The following is a 17,616-nucleotide window of genomic DNA, read 5'->3' as shown; positions in this document are numbered from 1 at the left end:
TTTTTTAGATATATTTATGCGGGCCGTACCCGCGTTATCCCTTCTTCACTCCATCCGGCGGAAAACCGCCGCACATTTTCGGTTTCCGTCATCCCCGGCCGATACGGCAACGGTGGTCGGCGACCGATTCCTTAGACTTGTACATCCGCTGACGACGCATCGCCTCGTCGAAATCTATCAGCGACGCATCGAACTCCGGACCATCCACGCAGGCGAACTTCATCTTGCCGCCGATGCTCACCCGGCAGGCTCCGCACATGCCCGTTCCGTCTATCATCAGCGTATTGAGGCTTGCGATGGTCCTGATGCCGTATTCACGCGCCGCAAGGGCCACGAACTTCATCATTATCATCGGTCCGATGGTGACAATCTCGTCATAGCGTTTGCCGCGGTTGTCGATGAGGTCTTTCATCAGCGCCGTGACATTGCCGTGGAAACCCGCGCTTCCGTCGTCGGTGGACAGATAGAGGTTACCGGCCACTTTGCGCAGCTCATCGGTGATAATCAACATCTCCCGGTTACGGGCTCCCACGATGACATCCGCCTCGACGCCGTGTTCATGCAGCCATTTCACCTGCGGATAAACCGGCGCCGCACCCACGCCTCCGGCGATAAAAAGGAACTTCCTGGCACGCAGAGCCTCCGGAGTTTCGTGTATGAACTCCGACGGCTGACCGAGCGGGCCGGCGAAATCGGCCAAAGCGCCGCCCTCTTCGAGGGCCACTATCTTACGGGTGGAAGCACCGACAGCCTGTATCACGATGCTGATTGTCCCCTGCTCCCTGTCGTAATCGGCAACCGTCAGCGGTATCCGCTCCCCGTCGTCGGTACCGCGGACTATCACGAACTGACCGGGCTGGGCCGCCTTGGCTACGCGCGGCGCTTCGACATTCATCAGCCAGATATCCGGCGCAAGCAGCCTTTTTTCTACTATCCTGAACATAATTACGTATTTGGTTATACTTCCATTGCAACAATTCTCCGGAGCCGGAAGCCGTTGTATCAATAGACATCGGCCCCCAGCCGCACCTCACGGAAAGGACGCGCCGGGTCGTTCACTACGAACGAGACCCCGCCCGACTCCGTACCGTAAGCCTCCTCGCTTATCTTCAACGTCACCGGCACGGCCAGCGACGTTCCGGGACGCACGACCGTCCCCGGGGTCAGCGGACACTCCGTACCGCGCCGGAGCGACACGCTCCGTACAATCAGGTCGCTTTGCCCGCTGTTCGAGATATTCACCTCGAGCGTCAGCTCGCTTCCCGGCCGGACATCCCCGAAATTCCGGTACATCGGCGACACCTCGCAACGGGCAGCCCGGGAGATATCCGTAGCGCTGAAATCATCCACCGCGATGGCATTGGCCGTAAAGGGCAGGCCCGCCTCCTCGCCGTCCACCGAGAAATAGACCCGCTCGGCCAGCAGACCGTACACCGGGTCCCCTTCGGTAAAATCGTAGGTAAAGGTCACCAAGCCTCTCTCTCCCGGTGCGAGCCGCTCCGGAGCGGCTATCGTCAACCGGCCGCTCCCGTAACCGGCCCTCACAGACAACACGGTTTCGGTCTCCCCCGTATTGACGACACCGACGGCAACGGACTCGGCACTGCCGTTCTCCACATATCCGAACGCCACATGCATGGCCTCGGCCCGTACTCCGCCCGCCAACGCGAACGGATACTCCTCCTCCACACTGCGCGGACGCCCTATCACCGTCCCCTTCACCGTAAGCAGATTTCGGTTGCCGTTGCTGTAGACGGTCACGCTCTTCGAGAATTTACCCGAATAATTCGCCGGGTCGAACACCACCTCCACGGAACCGCGCCCGCCCGGCTTCACCGGTTCGCGGCTGTAATCGACTGCGGTACAACCGCAGTCCACCTTGATGCGCGTAATGACCGCCGCACCCGTACCCGTGTTGGTGAAGGAGAAGAGATGGCTGACCGGGCCGTCCACTTCACGCAGCGTACCGAAATCCCATTCGTATTCGTCGAAAACGAGCGCGGAGATGCTGTTCTGCGCCCACCCGGCCGCACAAACCAACAGCGCTGCGGTCAGCAGCACCGCCCTTTTCGCTATTCCGTACACTTTCATAACAATAAAACCCTGCAAATCTATAAAATATTCATGTAACGAGGAACGCCGTATTCATAATAACAGGTATATCGGAGTACCGGCCCGTCAAAAACAATTCGGAGAAACCCTGCACCGTCTCCGTATCGGCCCACCGACACCTCCCGTACGGTTCGTCCCCGCAAGAGACAAACGGACATCCGAGAAATTGTCATGCAGTTTTCCGAAAAAATTTTGCACAAAAAAATATTTGCTATATATTTGCATCCCGAAACGGGAACCCGCCAGTCGAAGACTTACGAGAGACTTCCGTTTCAACAACGAAATATTCCTCAATAGCTCAGTTGGTTAGAGCACCTGACTGTTAATCAGGGGGTCCCAGGTTCAAGTCCTGGTTGAGGAGCCGGTAAGAGAGACTCGCAAGAATGCGGGTCTCTCTGTTTGCATACTGTTCTTTGCGGAAGGGATTCGCAGCACCATTCAAACGCAGCATTCACGGATACGCTTCGACGACAGCAGGTCTTCTCCCGCAACGGAGACATACAGCGCCTCCCTGCCAATACTGCCCCGGCTACCCAGCATCCACCCACAAACCATATCCGCCCCCTGCTTCGCTCTCCCTTACGCCATCTACGGCACTACGCCTATCCGACGCTCCATCCAGACATCCTTCTTTCCCACCACATTTTCCTCGCCGACCGCAATGCCCGTTCGGCTGTCCGACTTCCTGCTTGTACGTCTTATTTACTCATTATCAATATATTATTTACTTTTATCATTACTTTTGCTACCTTGGCCAAAATTTTCAGCGCGTACTTCCTGCCCATTCCGCACACTGTACGGCCGGCAGCACGTACTCGATAGAACACGGACAATTTACCAATTTCAAACTATGAAAAACATCTGCTACTCGGGAGCGATACTCGCTCTGACGACATTGCTTCTGACCGGGTGCGAAGCCCTCCAGAAAGAGTACATGAAAATCACACTCCGGGAACAGGACAAAGTCCTGACATTCGGCCGAGAAGCCGGCCTTGAGAAATCCGTCACGTTCTCCTCGACCACCTCGTGGACCGCAAGCGTACAGGGCGACTGGCTCGCCGTCGCTCCCGACTCCGGCAACAGCGGAAGCAACACAATCACCGTCACGACCCTCAGGGCAAACGACGGCAACGATGGACGCACAACCGAAATCACGCTCACCGCAGGCGGAGACCCGGCAACCATTACCGTCGTCCAGAAAGGTACCGAAAGTACCGACGACCCGGACCCGAACAACCCCGACCCGGACGAGCCCGTCGTATCGGACGAGAAGTTCATCACCAAAATACGACTGACCGGAACCGAAGACCCGAACGACGTCTCCGATTTCTACATCGCATACGACGAAAACGGGAACATCGTCGGTACCGACCGGTTCGACATCGACATGGAAGCGGGCGAATGTATCTACTATTCTCACGTAAGCCATACGGTGACAGGTAGCGACGGCAACGAGATTACCGTTCTGACACGTAACGAATGGATAAGCACGGCAGAGATGCAGAGCGAGAAGTCGGAATACACTTCATCCATCCTGCTCGACGACAACGGAAATGCGGTACGACAGCCCTACGCCGTCGGAGACGAGGACTTATGGGTCGAGGCCGCATATAACGCGGACAACACGCTCAAGACCTGGATATGGGCAGGCAAAGAGTATGAAAACCAAGAGATAGCCGCACGGTGGGAAAACGGGAACATGGTATATTTCAACGAAGAAGACATAACGTATGCTCCGGAGTATGCGGCCCCCGAAACCGAAACCGGATTCGACTTCGGATTCTTCCTCATTCTCGAAAATTGGATTACCCCGGCTTCCTCGTATATGGGTACACCCTCCACGAACCTTCCGGCCGGGACGACCGGCGATTCTCCGAGGACATTCCGGTACGAATTCGACGGAACGGGGCGCGTGACATCCGCGTATGTGGAAGAGTGGGAGCTCCATTACGAAATCTTCTACGGAGAGCAGGAGATGCAGGAGTATCCCAAACCGGTCCTGTAAGCAGCCGTAAAGTCCGGGCAAGCCCGTTGTCCCGTACCGGCACCATCCTCCCCGCAGCATGGGAAACGCGATGGAACGGTACGCAGTCGGCCGCTCCGGTACACGCATTCCGTATTGTCATCGTGAGAGCATCCAGCGCCTCGCGATGACAATATTTTTTATCTATATCCGAAAACGGCATCGTACCGGAGAAGAATCCGAACGCATCGCACGCCCCAATCGGGCATTCCGGCCTCTTTCCGATGCACAGATTTTAGTAACAGCCCCCGGCAATATCCCCAAAAGTAGGAATTGCCTACCCCACGGGGAGCCGATATTTTTGCACCGGAATTAAAAACAGGAGGATTCATGAAAAAAACAGCGACTGCCTTGTTCTCTTTGCTGCTTGCGATATCCGCCCTCAATGCGCAGGGGCAAACGAAAACATACGACATATCGGGAACGGTAGTGGATTCGCTCTCTTCCGAACCGCTGCCCGGCGTTTACGTAACGGCAGGCAGCAAGGGAGGACAGACGAACGGCGACGGACACTATGTCATCAAGAACGTTCCCGCCGGAAAGGTTACCCTCAAGACCATGTATTATTCATCCTACCCCACCGCCACGCGCGAGATAGAGCTCACGGGCGATACGACGGTCGATTTCATATTGGCCGAACAGATATTCAACATCAACGAAGTGGTGGTGACCGGCACGAGAACGGAAAAAAGACTTGCAGAGGCCCCCGTACTGACCACCGTGATAGGGGAACGGGAGATAGAGAAAGCCGGTTCGGTATCCATGCTCGAATCCCTACAGGACAACATTCCCGGCATCGTCATATCGCCCAATGCCATGGGCAATAACATGCGCATCAAGGGGCTCAACAGCCGGTACATCCTGATGCTCGTCGACGGCGAACGCCTCGTATCGGAAGGGGCCGGAGGCAACGTAAACCTCGACCAAATCGACGTGAACAACATCGAGCGCATCGAGATGATAAACGGCGCAGCCTCGGCGCTCTACGGTTCCAACGCCGTGGGAGCGGTCATCAACGTCATCACAAAAAAACCGGTACACAAGTTCGAAGCAGATGCCAATGCCTCCTGGGCCAACCACAACACATGGCGTACCCGTCTGAGCGCCGGCACGAACCTCAAAAAGTTCTCGGCCCGGGCGAGCGGCTTCCGCAACTCCTCGGACGGCTTCGGCGGCGACGGGGAGGGGGCGTATGCAGCGGCCTACGAAGACTATGGGGCGACGCTTAACATGGGTTACCGTCCGACGGACCGCTCGGACGTGAACGTCGTGGGCCGTTTCTTCAGCCACGAAACCTTCAATCCGACCGGCAGCATGAACGCCTCGCATGCCCTGTCGCACAACCTGTCGCTCGGCGCGAACGGCGGACTCTCTTCCGCAGACAAGCGCAACAGCATGCGGCTCAGCGTGAATTTCGACAAATACTTCGATTACGAGGTCCTCGAAAAGAAGAACGACACGAAGAACAAGGACAACACATCGAGCTACATCTCCGCACGCTTCATAGATACCTTCATTCCTACTGCAAAATGGGAACTCATCGGCGGCCTCGAATACAACCATGAGGAGAATTTCGCCACCTCCACGCTCGGCGCCACGCCGACCACCAAGACGCTCGACGACGCCAACGTGTTCGCCCAGGCCGAATACGAGATACTGAAGAATTTCGACGCCGTGGCGGGCGCCCGCTATACCTACAACAGCCAGTTCGGCTCCGCCTTCACGCCCAAGCTGTCGCTCATGTACGAAGTGGCCGAATGGCGCTTCCGGGGCGGCGTCGGCACCGCATTCCGTGCGCCGAGTATCAAGGAACTCTATTACGACTTCGACCATCAGGGCATGTTCTGGGTCTACGGCAACCCCGACCTGAAGGCGGAAAAAGGGCTGTACTCCTCGCTGTCGGCGGAATACACCGAAGGGCTGCTCAACGTCTCGGTATCGGCATACTACAACAACATCAACAACAAGATTACCCAGTACGACGTGATAAATGCGGCGGGCGGCAACGAGAAATACTACAAGAACGTGAGCAGCGCCACGCTCCGCGGCATCGACGTAACCTTCTCGTACCTCTTCTCCAAGCACCTTGCCGTGCGGGCCAACTACAGCTTCTGCGACGCGGTGGACAACTCCACGGGGCTCCAGCTCGAAGACAACGTGAAACACAGCGGAACCGTCTCCCTCACCTGGAACGGCCGCATCGCCCGCAGTCCCTTCTCCCTTCAGATAGCCGGCCGGATGAACTCGCCGAAACTCTACCAGCAGATAATTACGGGAAGCGACGGCAGCCAGACGGTCTCCATGGAGGAATCGGACCCGTATTCGATATGGAAAATCGTGCTGGTGAAACCCTTCCGTATCAACAAACACACCATCGAGGTGACCTTCAAGGTGGACAACCTGTTCAACTTCCGCGAGGCCTCTTTCGTGGACCCGGGCCGCCAGTTCCTCATCGGAATACGCTACGCATTCAAATAGCCAATTCAATAATCAAAAACAGCGATAGAAGATGAAAAAAGCAGTTTATTTCATGGCAGCCACAGCAGTGCTGCTCGCACTTTCGTCCTGCTCCAAAGAGCAGGGCAACGGCGGAGGTGAAGGCGGGAATGTCCTCGAAGCATCCGTTAACGCCAGCGAAAGCGGCGTATGGCAATACTTCTCGTTCGCCGAAGGCAAGGTGGTCGGTTCGGGCAAGGAGGACGAAACCGACAACGCCGCCTGGGCCGCACGTACCGACTGGGACATTGCCATCAACCGTTACAGCATCCGCACCAACAGCGGAGAGGCCTCTTCGACCGGAGCCAAAGGAGGCGTCTACACGTTCGACAGCACCGTAACCTTCGATTCCGTCGCGGAGGTACCCGCCGGAGCCACTTTCAGCACCGACAAAGCAGTCACCTCGGAGGGGATGGGAGGTACGACCACGACGGTAAAATCGGAAGCTACCGTCATCCTGTTCAAGACCGACGCCGAAGGCAACAAGGTAATGCCGCCGGTCTACCTGCAGGCCCCGGTCTATCTGTTCCGTTCGGCCGACGGCAATCACTGTTACAAGGTGCTGTTCACCCAGTATCAGGACGAAAACAAGGAATCCGGACACGTAATATTCTCTTTTGCTGAAGTTAAATAGACGACCACTTTTTTGCACGGATTGCGGTTACCGGAGGGATGCACGCTGTCAAAACGGATACAGTATGCTCCTTTCGGTAAGCGCATTGAACACGCATTGACTGTAATATGAACAGAAAGAAACTCCTGTACATCATCGGGGGTGTCGCCGCAGCGGTCGCAATCCTCGCCATGCTCTACTGCCGGTTCGCCTCCGTGACAAGGGTAGCGACACTCAACTTTCCCGATTTCACCGTCGAGAAATTCATCCGCTCGAACGACAATCCCTTTATTAAAATCAACCCCATCGGCCTCGACGAAGCCGAAAAGATAGCGAAATACGATTTCGTACTGGTACGCATTCATGGCAGCAGTCTCAACGGCACGCACCTGCAGGCCATCAAAAAGGCGATTGCCAAAGGGGTACCCGTCTATGCCACCGAGAGCGATAACCCCGAAATCAACACCCTGTCGGGCCGGGAACTCGAATACATTGACGCCCTAATGGCCAACGGTTCGATACAGAACTACCGCAGCCTCTTCAACTACGTCCGCAAACACATCGACCGCAAAGCCCTCTTCAACGAACCTTATGCGGAGCCGGTACCGATACCGGAGGATTACTACTTCCACCTGGGCGACGACCAATTCTTCGCCACCTATGAGGAGTACCAGAAATTCTACGAGGAATCAGGACGCTACAGGGAGGGAGCACCCCGTGTGGCGCTGCTTTCGGGCAACATCAACATGCAAAACTCCAACGAGGAGCACATGGCCGCCATCATCAATTCCCTCGAAGAACGCGGGCTGAACGTCTATCCCATCAACTCGTTCGGAATGAAGAAGCTCGGCATGATACGGGCGGTGGCGCCGGATGTCATCATCAACCGTCCCCACGGCCGGCTCGTCATGGGCGGCGGCGAAAGCGGTACGCGGATGCTCCGGGAACTCAACGTGCCCATCCTCGCACCGGTCACCGTCAGCGACCTGTACGAGAACTGGCTGACCGACAGGCAGGGAATGGCATCGGGCGGCATGACCTCGATGAGCATCGTGATGCCCGAACTGGACGGTGCCGTCGCACCGTACGCCGTGGCCGCACAGTTCGAGCGCAACGGCATGAAACTCTTCGACGCCATTCCCGTCCACACGGACAAATTCTGCAGTCTGGTGGAACACTATGCCCGTCTGCACGACACGCCCAACAGCGAGAAGAAGGTCGCCATCTACTACTACAAGGGAGCCGGCAAGGGTGCCGTTTCGGCGGCCGATATCGAAGGCGTGCAGTCGCTCTACAATACGCTGAAGGCGCTCCGCGATGCCGGTTACGACGTATCCGGCCTGCCCGCCGACGCTGCGGCGCTCGAACGGATGATACAGACCCAGGGCTCCGTACTCGGCCCCTATGCGCTCGGCGCATACGACGAATTCCTGAAGCACGGCAACCCCGAACTCGTCGATGTGGAGACCTTCACGGAATGGACAGAGGAAATCCTTCCCGAAAAGCTGCGCCAGGAACTGCGCGACACGTACGGCGAGGCTCCGGGCGAATACATGGGCGTCGAGAAGGAGGGCCGGAAATACATCGCGGTGGCGCGCATCGTGTTCGGCAACGTCGCCATTCTGCCGCAGCCGCTGCCGGCCGTCGGCGAGGACACGGAAAAAATCGTGCACGGCGTGGAGGGAGCTCCCGCCTATCCCTACGTAGCCTCCTATCTCTGGACGCGCAAGGGGTTCGGTGCGGACGCGCTCATCCATTTCGGGACGCACGGCAGCCTCGAATTCATTCCCGGCAAGCAGGTGGCGCTGTCGGATTACGACTGGACCGATGTACTCGTCGGCGACATGCCCCACTTCTACATCTACACCATCAATAATATCGGCGAAGGCATCATCGCCAAGCGCCGCAGCTATGCCACGCTCGTGACGCATCTTACCGCGCCGTTCATGCAGAGCGAACTGTACGACGAACTGAAAATCCTGAAAGACCGCATCCACCGCATCGAGAACATGGAGGAGAGCAGCGTCAAGCAGAACTACCGCGAGACCATCACGGAGATGGCCGCACAGCAGAACATCCTCTCCGCGCTGGACATCGACTCCACACGGACGCTGACCGATGCCGACATCGACCGCGTACACATCTACCTCGAAGAGATAGACGGCGCCAAGGTGAACGACGGCCTCTACACGCTGGGCGTTCCTTACAGCGACGAGAACCTGCGCAATACGGCCCGCCTGATGAGCATCGACCCGATACGCTACTCGCTCGCCTCGCTCGACGCGGCAAAGGGCCTCATCGACAACGACCGGCTGGACGATATTGCCTTCATCAACCACCGCTACGGAGCAGCGACCGAGAATGCTATAGCGCGTGCGCTCGCCGGGGAGAACCCCGACCGGCTGCTCCGCTCGCTGGTCGGCGCGGAGGGCATGGCCATGCTCGAAGCGGACGACGCGGCACAACGGCAGCAGCAGGAGGCGATGATGCAAATGATGCGCACGATGGCCGCCGAGCCCAAAAAGGAGCTGCCGCGCTTCCTCGACGAACAGGGGAATATCATTCCCGCCGCACCACAGGAACAGCAGGCTGCGGAACATGCGGCCCAGCCGGCAGCCTCCATGATGGAGATGATGGCGCAGGCCACTCCCGCAGGGGTCGATGCGGGTAGCGAAGAACGCCGTGAGGAACGCATCCTGTCGGCACTGAAAACCCTTCGGGAAGCGCTTCAAGGCGTGAAAGGATATTATGCGGCACTGAAGCACAGCACAGACGCGGAACCGGCCGCACTCCTCAACGCCCTGAACGGCGGTTATGTGGAACCCTGCTCGGCGGGAGACCCCATCGTGAATCCGCAGGCCGTTCCCACCGGACGCAACTTCTACTCCATCAATCCGGAGACCACCCCCTCCGCCGAAGCGTGGAAAACGGGCAAACGGCTGGCCGAAGACCTGCTCGCCGCCGAAATGACGGCCAACGGCAAATATCCCGAAAAGGTCAGCTTCACGCTGTGGTCCACCGACTTCATATCGAGCGAAGGAGCGACAATCGCACAGATACTCTACCTGCTGGGCGTGGAACCGATGCGCGACGGCTTCGGCTATATCCGCTCGCTGCGGCTCATTCCCTCCGAACAGCTCGGCCGGCCCCGCATCGACGTGGTGGTACAGACCTCCGGACAGTTGCGCGACATCGCCGCGTCGCGCCTCGAACTCATCAACGACGCCATCGCCATGGCGGCCGAAGCGCGCGACGAAGCGTACGGAAACTACGTGCGCAAAGGATTCGAGGATGCCGAACGCCTGCTGCTCGAAAAGGGATTCTCTCCGGCAGACGCACGCAAATATGCGGGCGAACGGATATTCGGCGGTCTGAACGGCAGCTATGGAACCGGCATCATGGGCCTCGTCGAAAAGGGCGACGCATGGGAGTCGGAAGAAGAGATAGCCCGACAGTACATCCACAACATGGGAGCCCTCTACTCCGCCAACGGTTCGGAGGCCTGGGGCGAAGCCCGCGAAGGGGTGTTCGAAGCGGCACTGCTCAACACCTCGGTGGTCGTACAGCCGCGTTCGAGCAACACGTGGGGGCCGCTCAGCCTCGACCACGTCTACGAATTCATGGGCGGCATGTCGGCGGCCGTCCGCCATGTCACGGGCAACGACCCGACGGGCTATTTCAACGACTTCCGCAATACGGGACGCCCGAAAGTGCAGGGGCTCAAGGAGGCCATCGGCGTGGAGACCAACTCGACGGTATTCAATCCGAAATACATCCGCGAAATGATGAAAGGCGAAGCGAGCAGCATGGAGACCTTCGCCGAGACCTTCCGCAATACCTACGGCTGGAACGCCATGAAGCCTTCGGCCATCGACCAGCACATCTGGAACAAATACTATGACGTGTACGTCGAGGACGCATACGACCTCGGACTGGAAAAGACCTTCTCCGAGAAGAATCCCTACGCCCTGCAGGAGATGACTGCGGTGATGCTCGAATCGGCCCGCAAGGGAATGTGGCAAGCCACGGACGTACAGCTACGCGAAGTGGCCGAGCTGCACACGCGCCTCGTCTCGGAACATGCGGCAGGATGCAGCGGATTCATCTGCGACAACGCCAAACTGCGCGACTTCATCGCATCCAAGGTGGACAAAGAGGCGGCCGAGAGCTACAACAAAAACATAGACGCCGCCCGGCAGGTACAGCTCGAAGAGCAGAACGAGAACAACGTCGTCCTGCAAAAGGAGGAGCAGCAGCCCGAACGCCGCAGGGAAGCGCAGAGGGAAGAGACCGCCCCGGGACGGAACGGTACGGTGTATTGGATTGCCGGCATTCTGCTGGGGCTCGTCATCGTATGGCTGATTGTACGGCGCAAACAGGACAAATAGGCGATGGAACTCTATATTCAAATCATATTCGTCCTCGCACTGGCGAAATTCTGTCTGAAAGCGGCCATGACCGGCCGCTTCTGGACGATGGCCTGTTACGCCTTTTTCGCGGCACTCGTATCGCTGGCGCTCTATCCGACGGTCATTGAACAGCCCGCCACGGTGATAACGAATCTGCTGGCCGACCGGGAACTGGTGACGGACGGGGCGGTACTGACCACGACGGAGGCCATACTCGGCATCTTCGTCTCGGTGTTTCTGCTGAGCAACTACTTCAAACCGAAAGGGCAGCGCAGAAAATCGGTCTTCGTGCTGAAAGTGGTACCCGGCATCCTGTGGATATTCGCGGTGGCCTACTTCGAACTGCTCTTCTTCAGGCAGCGGGTAGGCGCCGATTTCGGGGCCACCGCCGCCATCTATGCGGGTATCGTTTTCGCCGTCGTCCTGCTCGCGGCAGGCTTCATCCACCTCTTCGTCCGACACGAGAGCATGAAGCTCGAACTGAAAATCATGCTCAACATGGGTATCCTCCTCATCGGCCTGCTGGTCAATGCGTCGGCAGCCGACAGTACCGTCGTCTACGCCACCGTCAGCAATGTCGAATGGGGCGCGCTCGCGGCACTAACCGCCGGTACGGCCTGCTTCTTCCTGCTGGGGCTGCTCCTTTCAAAAATAAACTTCAAAAAACTCATTAATAGACATAATTGAAAATGGAATTGATTTCTAACATGTTGTTCTGGCTATCCAACGGGATGCTGATACCGGACATCATTTTTCTGCTCTTCTTCTTCATCAAGGCACTGCTGATGATTGGCGGCTTCTACGGTACATACATCGCCCGCACCAAAATCAACGTCAAGCTCAACCGCGAAATAGGAAAGACCGGGGTGGAGGAATTCCTCGACACGCTGCCTGAGGGCAACGGCAAAAGCAAACTGCTGGAGTACCTCCGCAAGATAAAAGCCGCCCCGCAGGACCGGGCGCTCCGCGAAAAGCTCCTCGGCGATTACGAAATAGCCGCGGACAAGGAACTGGGACAATCGAAACTGCTGGTCAAAATCGGCCCGATGCTCGGTCTTATGGGTACGCTCATCCCGATGGGTCCGGCGCTCGTGGGACTTGCTACGGGCGACATCGGCTCGATGGCCTACAACATGCAGGTGGCCTTCGCCACCACCGTAGTGGGTATCGTTATCGGCGCAATCGGTTTCATTACGCTCCAGGTAAAGCAGCGCTGGGTGGCGGACGACATGAACATACTGGAATACGTTGTGGAATCCCTCAATGAAAAGGAATAAGATGGCACGCAGACGAAGACTTATCAAGAACGACGAGGACCACGACCCGATGGCCGTCCTCACCAACCTCTTCGATGTGGCGATGGTATTCGCCGTGGCGCTGATGGTCGCACTCGTCACACGGTTCGACATGACCGAAATGTTCTCGCAGGAGGATTTCACGGTAGTGAAGAACCCCGGTACCGAGCAGATGGAAATCATCACCAAAAAGGGAGAGAAAATAGAAAAGTACACTCCGTCGGAAGACCAGAGCGGCAAGAACTCGCGCGGCAAACGCGTGGGCACCGCCTACCAGCTCGAAAACGGGGAAATCATCTACGTCCCCGAATAGGGAAATGTGCAATGGAGAGAGGCGGGGGCCGGGAATGTTTCCCGGCCCCTGCCTCTCTCCGCACGCCCCCCGCACATCGCCCGGCCGATGCTCCCGAAATAGGCGGGAAAATACCGCCAGGAAAACAGGAAGGTGCGTTCCGAATCCGGCGCTATCCTGCTATCTTTGCGGTCGGCAGAGCCGCCCGCCGGATTTTGCCGCCGGGGAACGGATTCCGGCAGCGAATCGGGGAAAAACAGGGCCGGACGGATAATTATTTGTAAAATTCGACGCTTGCCTGTAACGGATTTTGCAAGGAAATTGCGGGACGACCGAACGAAAGCCCAAGGCATCCGAACGGCGACACTCGCCGTTTTACCGCCGAACGCTGCACGCAATCACGAATTTTCCGTAACTTAGCGTGCTGTTGTATCACACCCGGCAGCACGGAACCGAAACGGTCATCCCGACACCCGTCGGCGGCCGGTAAAAACATACGAAAACACATGAAACGCATCGCATGCCTGATACTGTTCGTCATAGGGGCTGCAGTCTGCTACGGCCAGCATCGCGTGACGCTCGAAGAGTGCCAGCTCCTGGCACGGGACAACTATCCCGTGATAGCACAACAGGAATTGATTGACCAGCTCGAAGAGTTCAACATCTCGAATGCCCGCCGCAACTGGCTGCCCAAAATCTCGCTCTCGGCCATGGCGGCCTATCTCTCCGAAGTCCCCGAATTCCCTTCGACGCTCAACGACCTCTTCTCCCAGCTCGGAGTGAACCTCGCGGCAATGCCCAATACGCTTTACGGCACTACGGTACAGATACAGCAGGCGATATGGGACGGCGGACTGATAAAAGCGCAGACCGAGGCTGCCAAAGCCGAAAGCGAAGTCTCCCGCCGCAGCTGGGAGTCGGAAATGTACGCCCTCACCGAACGGGTCAATCAGCTCTATTTCGGTTCGCTGCTGCTTCAGGAGAATATCGCCACCGCCGACCTGATGATAGAAGACCTGCAGCGCAACTACAAGATGCTCGAATCCATGGCGGCATTCGGCACGGCCGAAAAGAACGACCTCGACATGCTGAAGGTGGAGATACTCGGCGCCCAGCAGCAGCGTGCACAGCTCGCCTCCACGCGCACGGCCTACATCGCCATGCTGAGCATCATGACGGGACTCGAACTGACTGCCGCCACAGAACTCGAAAAACCTGCGCCCGACGGCATACCGGCAGGCGACGGGAGCCGAAGGCCCGAATTCGCGCTGCTCGACGCACAGGCCGGCCTGCTCGATGCGCAGCGCAGGGCGGTACGGGCGAGCGTCATGCCGCAGATAGGCGCCTTCGTCCTCGGCGCCTACTCCAACCCCAGTCCCAACATCTTCAACAGCATGATGGGCAACGGCAAATGGTCGCCTTACCTCTTCGCCGGCATCAGCCTCAAATGGAACATCGACGGCTTCTACACCAAGAAGAACCGGATGTCCCAAATTGAACTCAACCGGAAACGACTGGAGACGCAGCGCGAAACCCTGCTCTACAACATCAGGCTGCAAAGTACCCAGGAACGGGCCGCAATCGAACAGATGGAGGAGGTAATGCGTTACGACGACGAAATCATCCGGCTGCGCAGTACGATACGCAAGCGTACCGAAGCACAGGTAACCAACGGCGAGGGGAGTGTGAACGACCTGCTGCGCGACATCAACGCCGAAGACCGGGCACGCCGGAACAGAACGGCCCACGAGGTGGAGTGGCTCAAGAACATATACGACCTTAAATACACGATAAATCAATAAACCATGAGCATAAAAACGACAAGCGCGGCCCTCTTGGCGGCCGTGACGCTCCTTGCGGCAGGCGGCTGTGCGGGCGACCGTAACCAATACGACGCCACGGGCAATTTCGAAGCGACGGAAGTCGTCGTATCGAGCGAAGTGAACGGCCGCATCCTGGAATTTCCCATCAGCGAGGGGAGCCCCGTGCACAGCGGGGAACAGGTGGGACTCATTGATTCCACCCAACTGCATCTGCAACGGCTGCAGGTCGAGAGCAACATCCTGGCGTTGGAGAGCAGTCGACCCGATATCGGGGAGCAGCTCGCCCCTCTGGAGGAACAGCTCGCCAAGCAACAGCGCGAAAGGCAGCGCGTGGAGAACCTGATGAAAGCCGACGTGACGACCGAGAAGCAGCTTGACGACATCACTTCGGCGATAACGGTGCTCGAGAAGCAGCTCGACGCACAGCGCAGCGCGCTCGGCAACTCGCTCAAAAGTATCGACGCACAGATAGCGGCCGCACGCGCGCAGGCAGAACAACTCGAAGAACAGCTCGCCAAATGCCGTATCTGCTCGCCGATAGAGGGGACCGTACTGGCCAAATACGCACAGGCGGGCGAACTTGCCGTCGCCGGGAAACCGCTGATGAAAGTAGCCGACGTGAACAACATCCACCTGAAAGCCTATCTCGTCTCCTCGCAGCTTCCGCAGGTGAAACTCGGACAGAAAGTGAAGGTTTATGCCGACTTCGGAGGAGACGAAAAGCGCGAATACGAAGGAACGGTGACGTGGATATCCGACCGGAGCGAATTCACGCCAAAGAACATCGTCACCTCGGACGACCGCGCCAACATGGTGTATGCGATAAAGATAGCCGTTCCGAACGACGGTTACCTGAAAATCGGAATGTACGGAGGAATCAAACTGTAAGACCATGACTGCGGTAAGCGTCGAAAATATCACCAAGCGGTACGGGAAGACCGTCGCCCTGGACGGGGTGAGCTTCGAGGTGGAGAAGGGAGAGCTGTTCGGTATCATCGGACCCGACGGCGCCGGGAAAACCACCCTCTTCCGCATCATCGCCACCCTGATACTGGCCGACAGCGGCACCGCATCGGTAGACGGGTTCGACGTGGTGCGGGACTACAAGGAGCTTCGTAAACGCATCGGCTATATGCCCGGACGCTTCTCGCTCTATCAGGACCTCACCGTCGAGGAGAATCTCTCGTTCTTCGCCGCGGTATTCGGGACGACCATCCGGGAGAATTACCACCTCGTGGAGGGCATCTACAAACTTCTCGAACCGTTCCGCAAGCGACGGGCGGGAAAACTCTCCGGAGGCATGAAACAGAAACTCGCGCTCTGCTGCGCCCTCATCCACAAGCCCGACATCCTCTACCTCGACGAACCGACCACGGGCGTGGACCCCGTATCGCGCAAGGAGTTCTGGGAGATGCTGGGGAAACTCCAGCAGGAGGGTATCACCATCGTGGTCTCCACCCCCTACATGGACGAGGCCAACCTGTGCGACCGCATCGCCCTCATCAAAGGGGGACGTTTCCTCCAGATAGATACGCCGCAGAACATCCGGCAGGGTTTCTCCGCTCCCCTTTGGGCGGTACGCTCGGAGAGGATGCACCGGCTGCTCGACGATGTACGGGCTTTCCCCGGAGTGGACAACTGCTATGCCTTCGGAGAGACGCACCACTTCACCGCATGCGAGGGGTTCGACGCGGACGGGCTGCGCAGCTACCTGGAGGGATTGGGACACACCGCCGTCTGCCTGCAGCCGGCCAAAGCTACCATCGAAGACTGCTACATGCTGCTCGCAAAACAATAAGAGGGATGGAAAAGGAGACGGTCATACATGCCGACGGTCTGACCAAACAGTTCGGCAGCTTCACGGCAGTGGACCACATATCATTCGATGTGGCCCGCGGGGAGGTCTTCGGATTCCTCGGTGCCAACGGCGCGGGCAAAACCACCGCAATGCGCATGCTCTGCGGCCTGAGCCGTCCCACTTCGGGAACGGGCACGGTGGCGGGATTCGACATCACGCGGCAGCACGAAAAGATAAAACGGAACATCGGCTACATGAGCCAGAAATTCTCCCTGTACGAAGACCTGAAGGTGTGGGAGAACATCCGGCTCTACGCCGGCATATACGGCATGAAGGATGCCGAAATCGCCCGCAAGACCGACGAGCTGCTCGAAAGGCTGGACTTCACGCGCGAGCGGAACACCATGGTACAGTCGCTCCCGCTGGGATGGAAACAGAAGCTCGCCTTCTCGGTCTCCATCTTCCACGACCCGGCCATCGTCTTCCTCGACGAGCCCACGGGCGGCGTGGACCCCTACACCCGGCGGCAGTTCTGGGAGATGATATACGAAGCGGCCGACCGGGGTATCACGGTCTTCGTCACCACCCACTACATGGACGAGGCAGAGTACTGCGACCGCGTATCCATCATGGTGGACGGACGCATCGACGCGCTCGATACGCCGCACAATCTCAAGGAGCGTTTCGGGGCACGCTCCATGGAGGAGGTATTTCAGGCCCTCGCACGAAAAGCCGAAAGGACGGAATAGGAGAGC

At 57.9% G+C, this 17,616-nt stretch carries 11 protein-coding genes, 1 tRNA gene and 1 pseudogene; 11 read left to right on the top strand and 2 right to left on the bottom strand.

What is annotated here, in order from left to right; translation table 11 throughout:
* Nucleotides 1–88: 88 nt before the first annotated feature.
* Together BQ5361_RS09345 and BQ5361_RS09340 are read right to left on the bottom strand one after the other, a co-directional pair.
* A complete protein-coding gene (locus BQ5361_RS09345) occupies nt 89–943 on the bottom strand; it encodes a sulfide/dihydroorotate dehydrogenase-like FAD/NAD-binding protein (RefSeq protein ID WP_022063488.1) in 855 nt (284 codons plus the stop codon).
* 59 nt (nt 944–1,002) lie between these two features.
* Nucleotides 1,003–2,091, bottom strand: coding sequence for a DUF1573 domain-containing protein (locus tag BQ5361_RS09340; RefSeq protein WP_143047551.1), 1,089 nt, complete (start codon nt 2,089–2,091; stop codon nt 1,003–1,005).
* Between the two features lie 308 nt (nt 2,092–2,399).
* Here BQ5361_RS09340 and BQ5361_RS09335 point away from each other — a divergent pair.
* The 11 genes and pseudogenes from BQ5361_RS09335 (at nt 2,400) to BQ5361_RS10965 (ending at nt 17,610) form a co-directional block, all read left to right on the top strand.
* Nucleotides 2,400–2,473, top strand: a tRNA-Asn gene (locus BQ5361_RS09335).
* A 489-nt stretch (nt 2,474–2,962) separates the two neighbouring features.
* Complete coding sequence (locus BQ5361_RS09330) at nt 2,963–4,117, top strand: BACON domain-containing protein (RefSeq protein WP_035471218.1); 1,155 nt, start codon at nt 2,963–2,965, stop codon at nt 4,115–4,117.
* A 348-nt stretch (nt 4,118–4,465) separates the two neighbouring features.
* Nucleotides 4,466–6,613 (top strand): TonB-dependent receptor, encoded by a 2,148-nt coding sequence (locus BQ5361_RS09325; protein ID WP_035471221.1) that lies wholly within the window; start codon nt 4,466–4,468, stop codon nt 6,611–6,613.
* Nucleotides 6,614–6,644: 31 nt separating this feature from the next.
* Nucleotides 6,645–7,265: an HmuY family protein gene (locus tag BQ5361_RS09320; RefSeq protein ID WP_022063483.1), complete on the top strand. Its 621-nt coding sequence runs from the start codon at nt 6,645–6,647 to the stop codon at nt 7,263–7,265.
* A 107-nt stretch (nt 7,266–7,372) separates the two neighbouring features.
* Nucleotides 7,373–11,632: a cobaltochelatase subunit CobN gene (locus tag BQ5361_RS09315; protein WP_035471223.1), complete on the top strand. Its 4,260-nt coding sequence runs from the start codon at nt 7,373–7,375 to the stop codon at nt 11,630–11,632.
* Nucleotides 11,633–11,635: 3 nt separating this feature from the next.
* Nucleotides 11,636–12,340, top strand: coding sequence for a hypothetical protein (locus BQ5361_RS09310; protein WP_022063481.1), 705 nt, complete (start codon nt 11,636–11,638; stop codon nt 12,338–12,340).
* Nucleotides 12,341–12,342: 2 nt separating this feature from the next.
* Nucleotides 12,343–12,930: a MotA/TolQ/ExbB proton channel family protein gene (locus BQ5361_RS09305; protein WP_022063480.1), complete on the top strand. Its 588-nt coding sequence runs from the start codon at nt 12,343–12,345 to the stop codon at nt 12,928–12,930.
* 1 nt (nt 12,931) lies between these two features.
* Entirely contained in the window at nt 12,932–13,261 is a 330-nt protein-coding gene (locus BQ5361_RS09300) for a DUF2149 domain-containing protein (protein ID WP_022063479.1), read from the top strand.
* Nucleotides 13,262–13,746: 485 nt separating this feature from the next.
* The gene (locus BQ5361_RS09290) at nt 13,747–15,042 is read left to right on the top strand and encodes a TolC family protein (protein WP_035471229.1); all 1,296 of its coding nucleotides are present in this window, start codon (nt 13,747–13,749) and stop codon (nt 15,040–15,042) included.
* Nucleotides 15,043–15,045: 3 nt separating this feature from the next.
* Nucleotides 15,046–15,951 carry an HlyD family secretion protein gene (locus BQ5361_RS09285; protein WP_035471232.1) on the top strand — a complete coding sequence of 302 codons (906 nt, stop codon included), beginning with the start codon at nt 15,046–15,048 and terminating at the stop codon, nt 15,949–15,951.
* A gap of 4 nt (nt 15,952–15,955) precedes the next feature.
* Nucleotides 15,956–17,610 (top strand): annotated as a pseudogene (locus BQ5361_RS10965) (ATP-binding cassette domain-containing protein).
* The last annotated feature ends 6 nt before the right edge of the window (nt 17,611–17,616 follow it).

Origin of the sequence: Tidjanibacter massiliensis (genome assembly GCF_900104605.1) — a bacterium.
Lineage (GTDB): Bacteria > Bacteroidota > Bacteroidia > Bacteroidales > Rikenellaceae > Tidjanibacter > Tidjanibacter inops.
This window is presented reverse-complemented; position numbering and strand designations above follow the sequence as displayed.

What these genes read in the sequence shown, in the direction of transcription:
- BQ5361_RS09290 (WP_035471229.1), top strand. Translation starts at nt 13,747, where the DNA reads ATGAAACGCATCGCATGCCTGATACTGTTCGTCATAGGGGCTGCAGTC.
- BQ5361_RS09315 (WP_035471223.1), top strand. Translation starts at nt 7,373, where the DNA reads ATGAACAGAAAGAAACTCCTGTACATCATCGGGGGTGTCGCCGCAGCG.
- BQ5361_RS09340 (WP_143047551.1), bottom strand. Translation starts at nt 2,091, where the DNA reads ATGAAAGTGTACGGAATAGCGAAAAGGGCGGTGCTGCTGACCGCAGCG.
- BQ5361_RS09325 (WP_035471221.1), top strand. Translation starts at nt 4,466, where the DNA reads ATGAAAAAAACAGCGACTGCCTTGTTCTCTTTGCTGCTTGCGATATCC.
- BQ5361_RS09330 (WP_035471218.1), top strand. Translation starts at nt 2,963, where the DNA reads ATGAAAAACATCTGCTACTCGGGAGCGATACTCGCTCTGACGACATTG.
- BQ5361_RS09320 (WP_022063483.1), top strand. Translation starts at nt 6,645, where the DNA reads ATGAAAAAAGCAGTTTATTTCATGGCAGCCACAGCAGTGCTGCTCGCA.
- BQ5361_RS09300 (WP_022063479.1), top strand. Translation starts at nt 12,932, where the DNA reads ATGGCACGCAGACGAAGACTTATCAAGAACGACGAGGACCACGACCCG.
- BQ5361_RS09305 (WP_022063480.1), top strand. Translation starts at nt 12,343, where the DNA reads ATGGAATTGATTTCTAACATGTTGTTCTGGCTATCCAACGGGATGCTG.
- BQ5361_RS09310 (WP_022063481.1), top strand. Translation starts at nt 11,636, where the DNA reads ATGGAACTCTATATTCAAATCATATTCGTCCTCGCACTGGCGAAATTC.
- BQ5361_RS09285 (WP_035471232.1), top strand. Translation starts at nt 15,046, where the DNA reads ATGAGCATAAAAACGACAAGCGCGGCCCTCTTGGCGGCCGTGACGCTC.
- BQ5361_RS09345 (WP_022063488.1), bottom strand. Translation starts at nt 943, where the DNA reads ATGTTCAGGATAGTAGAAAAAAGGCTGCTTGCGCCGGATATCTGGCTG.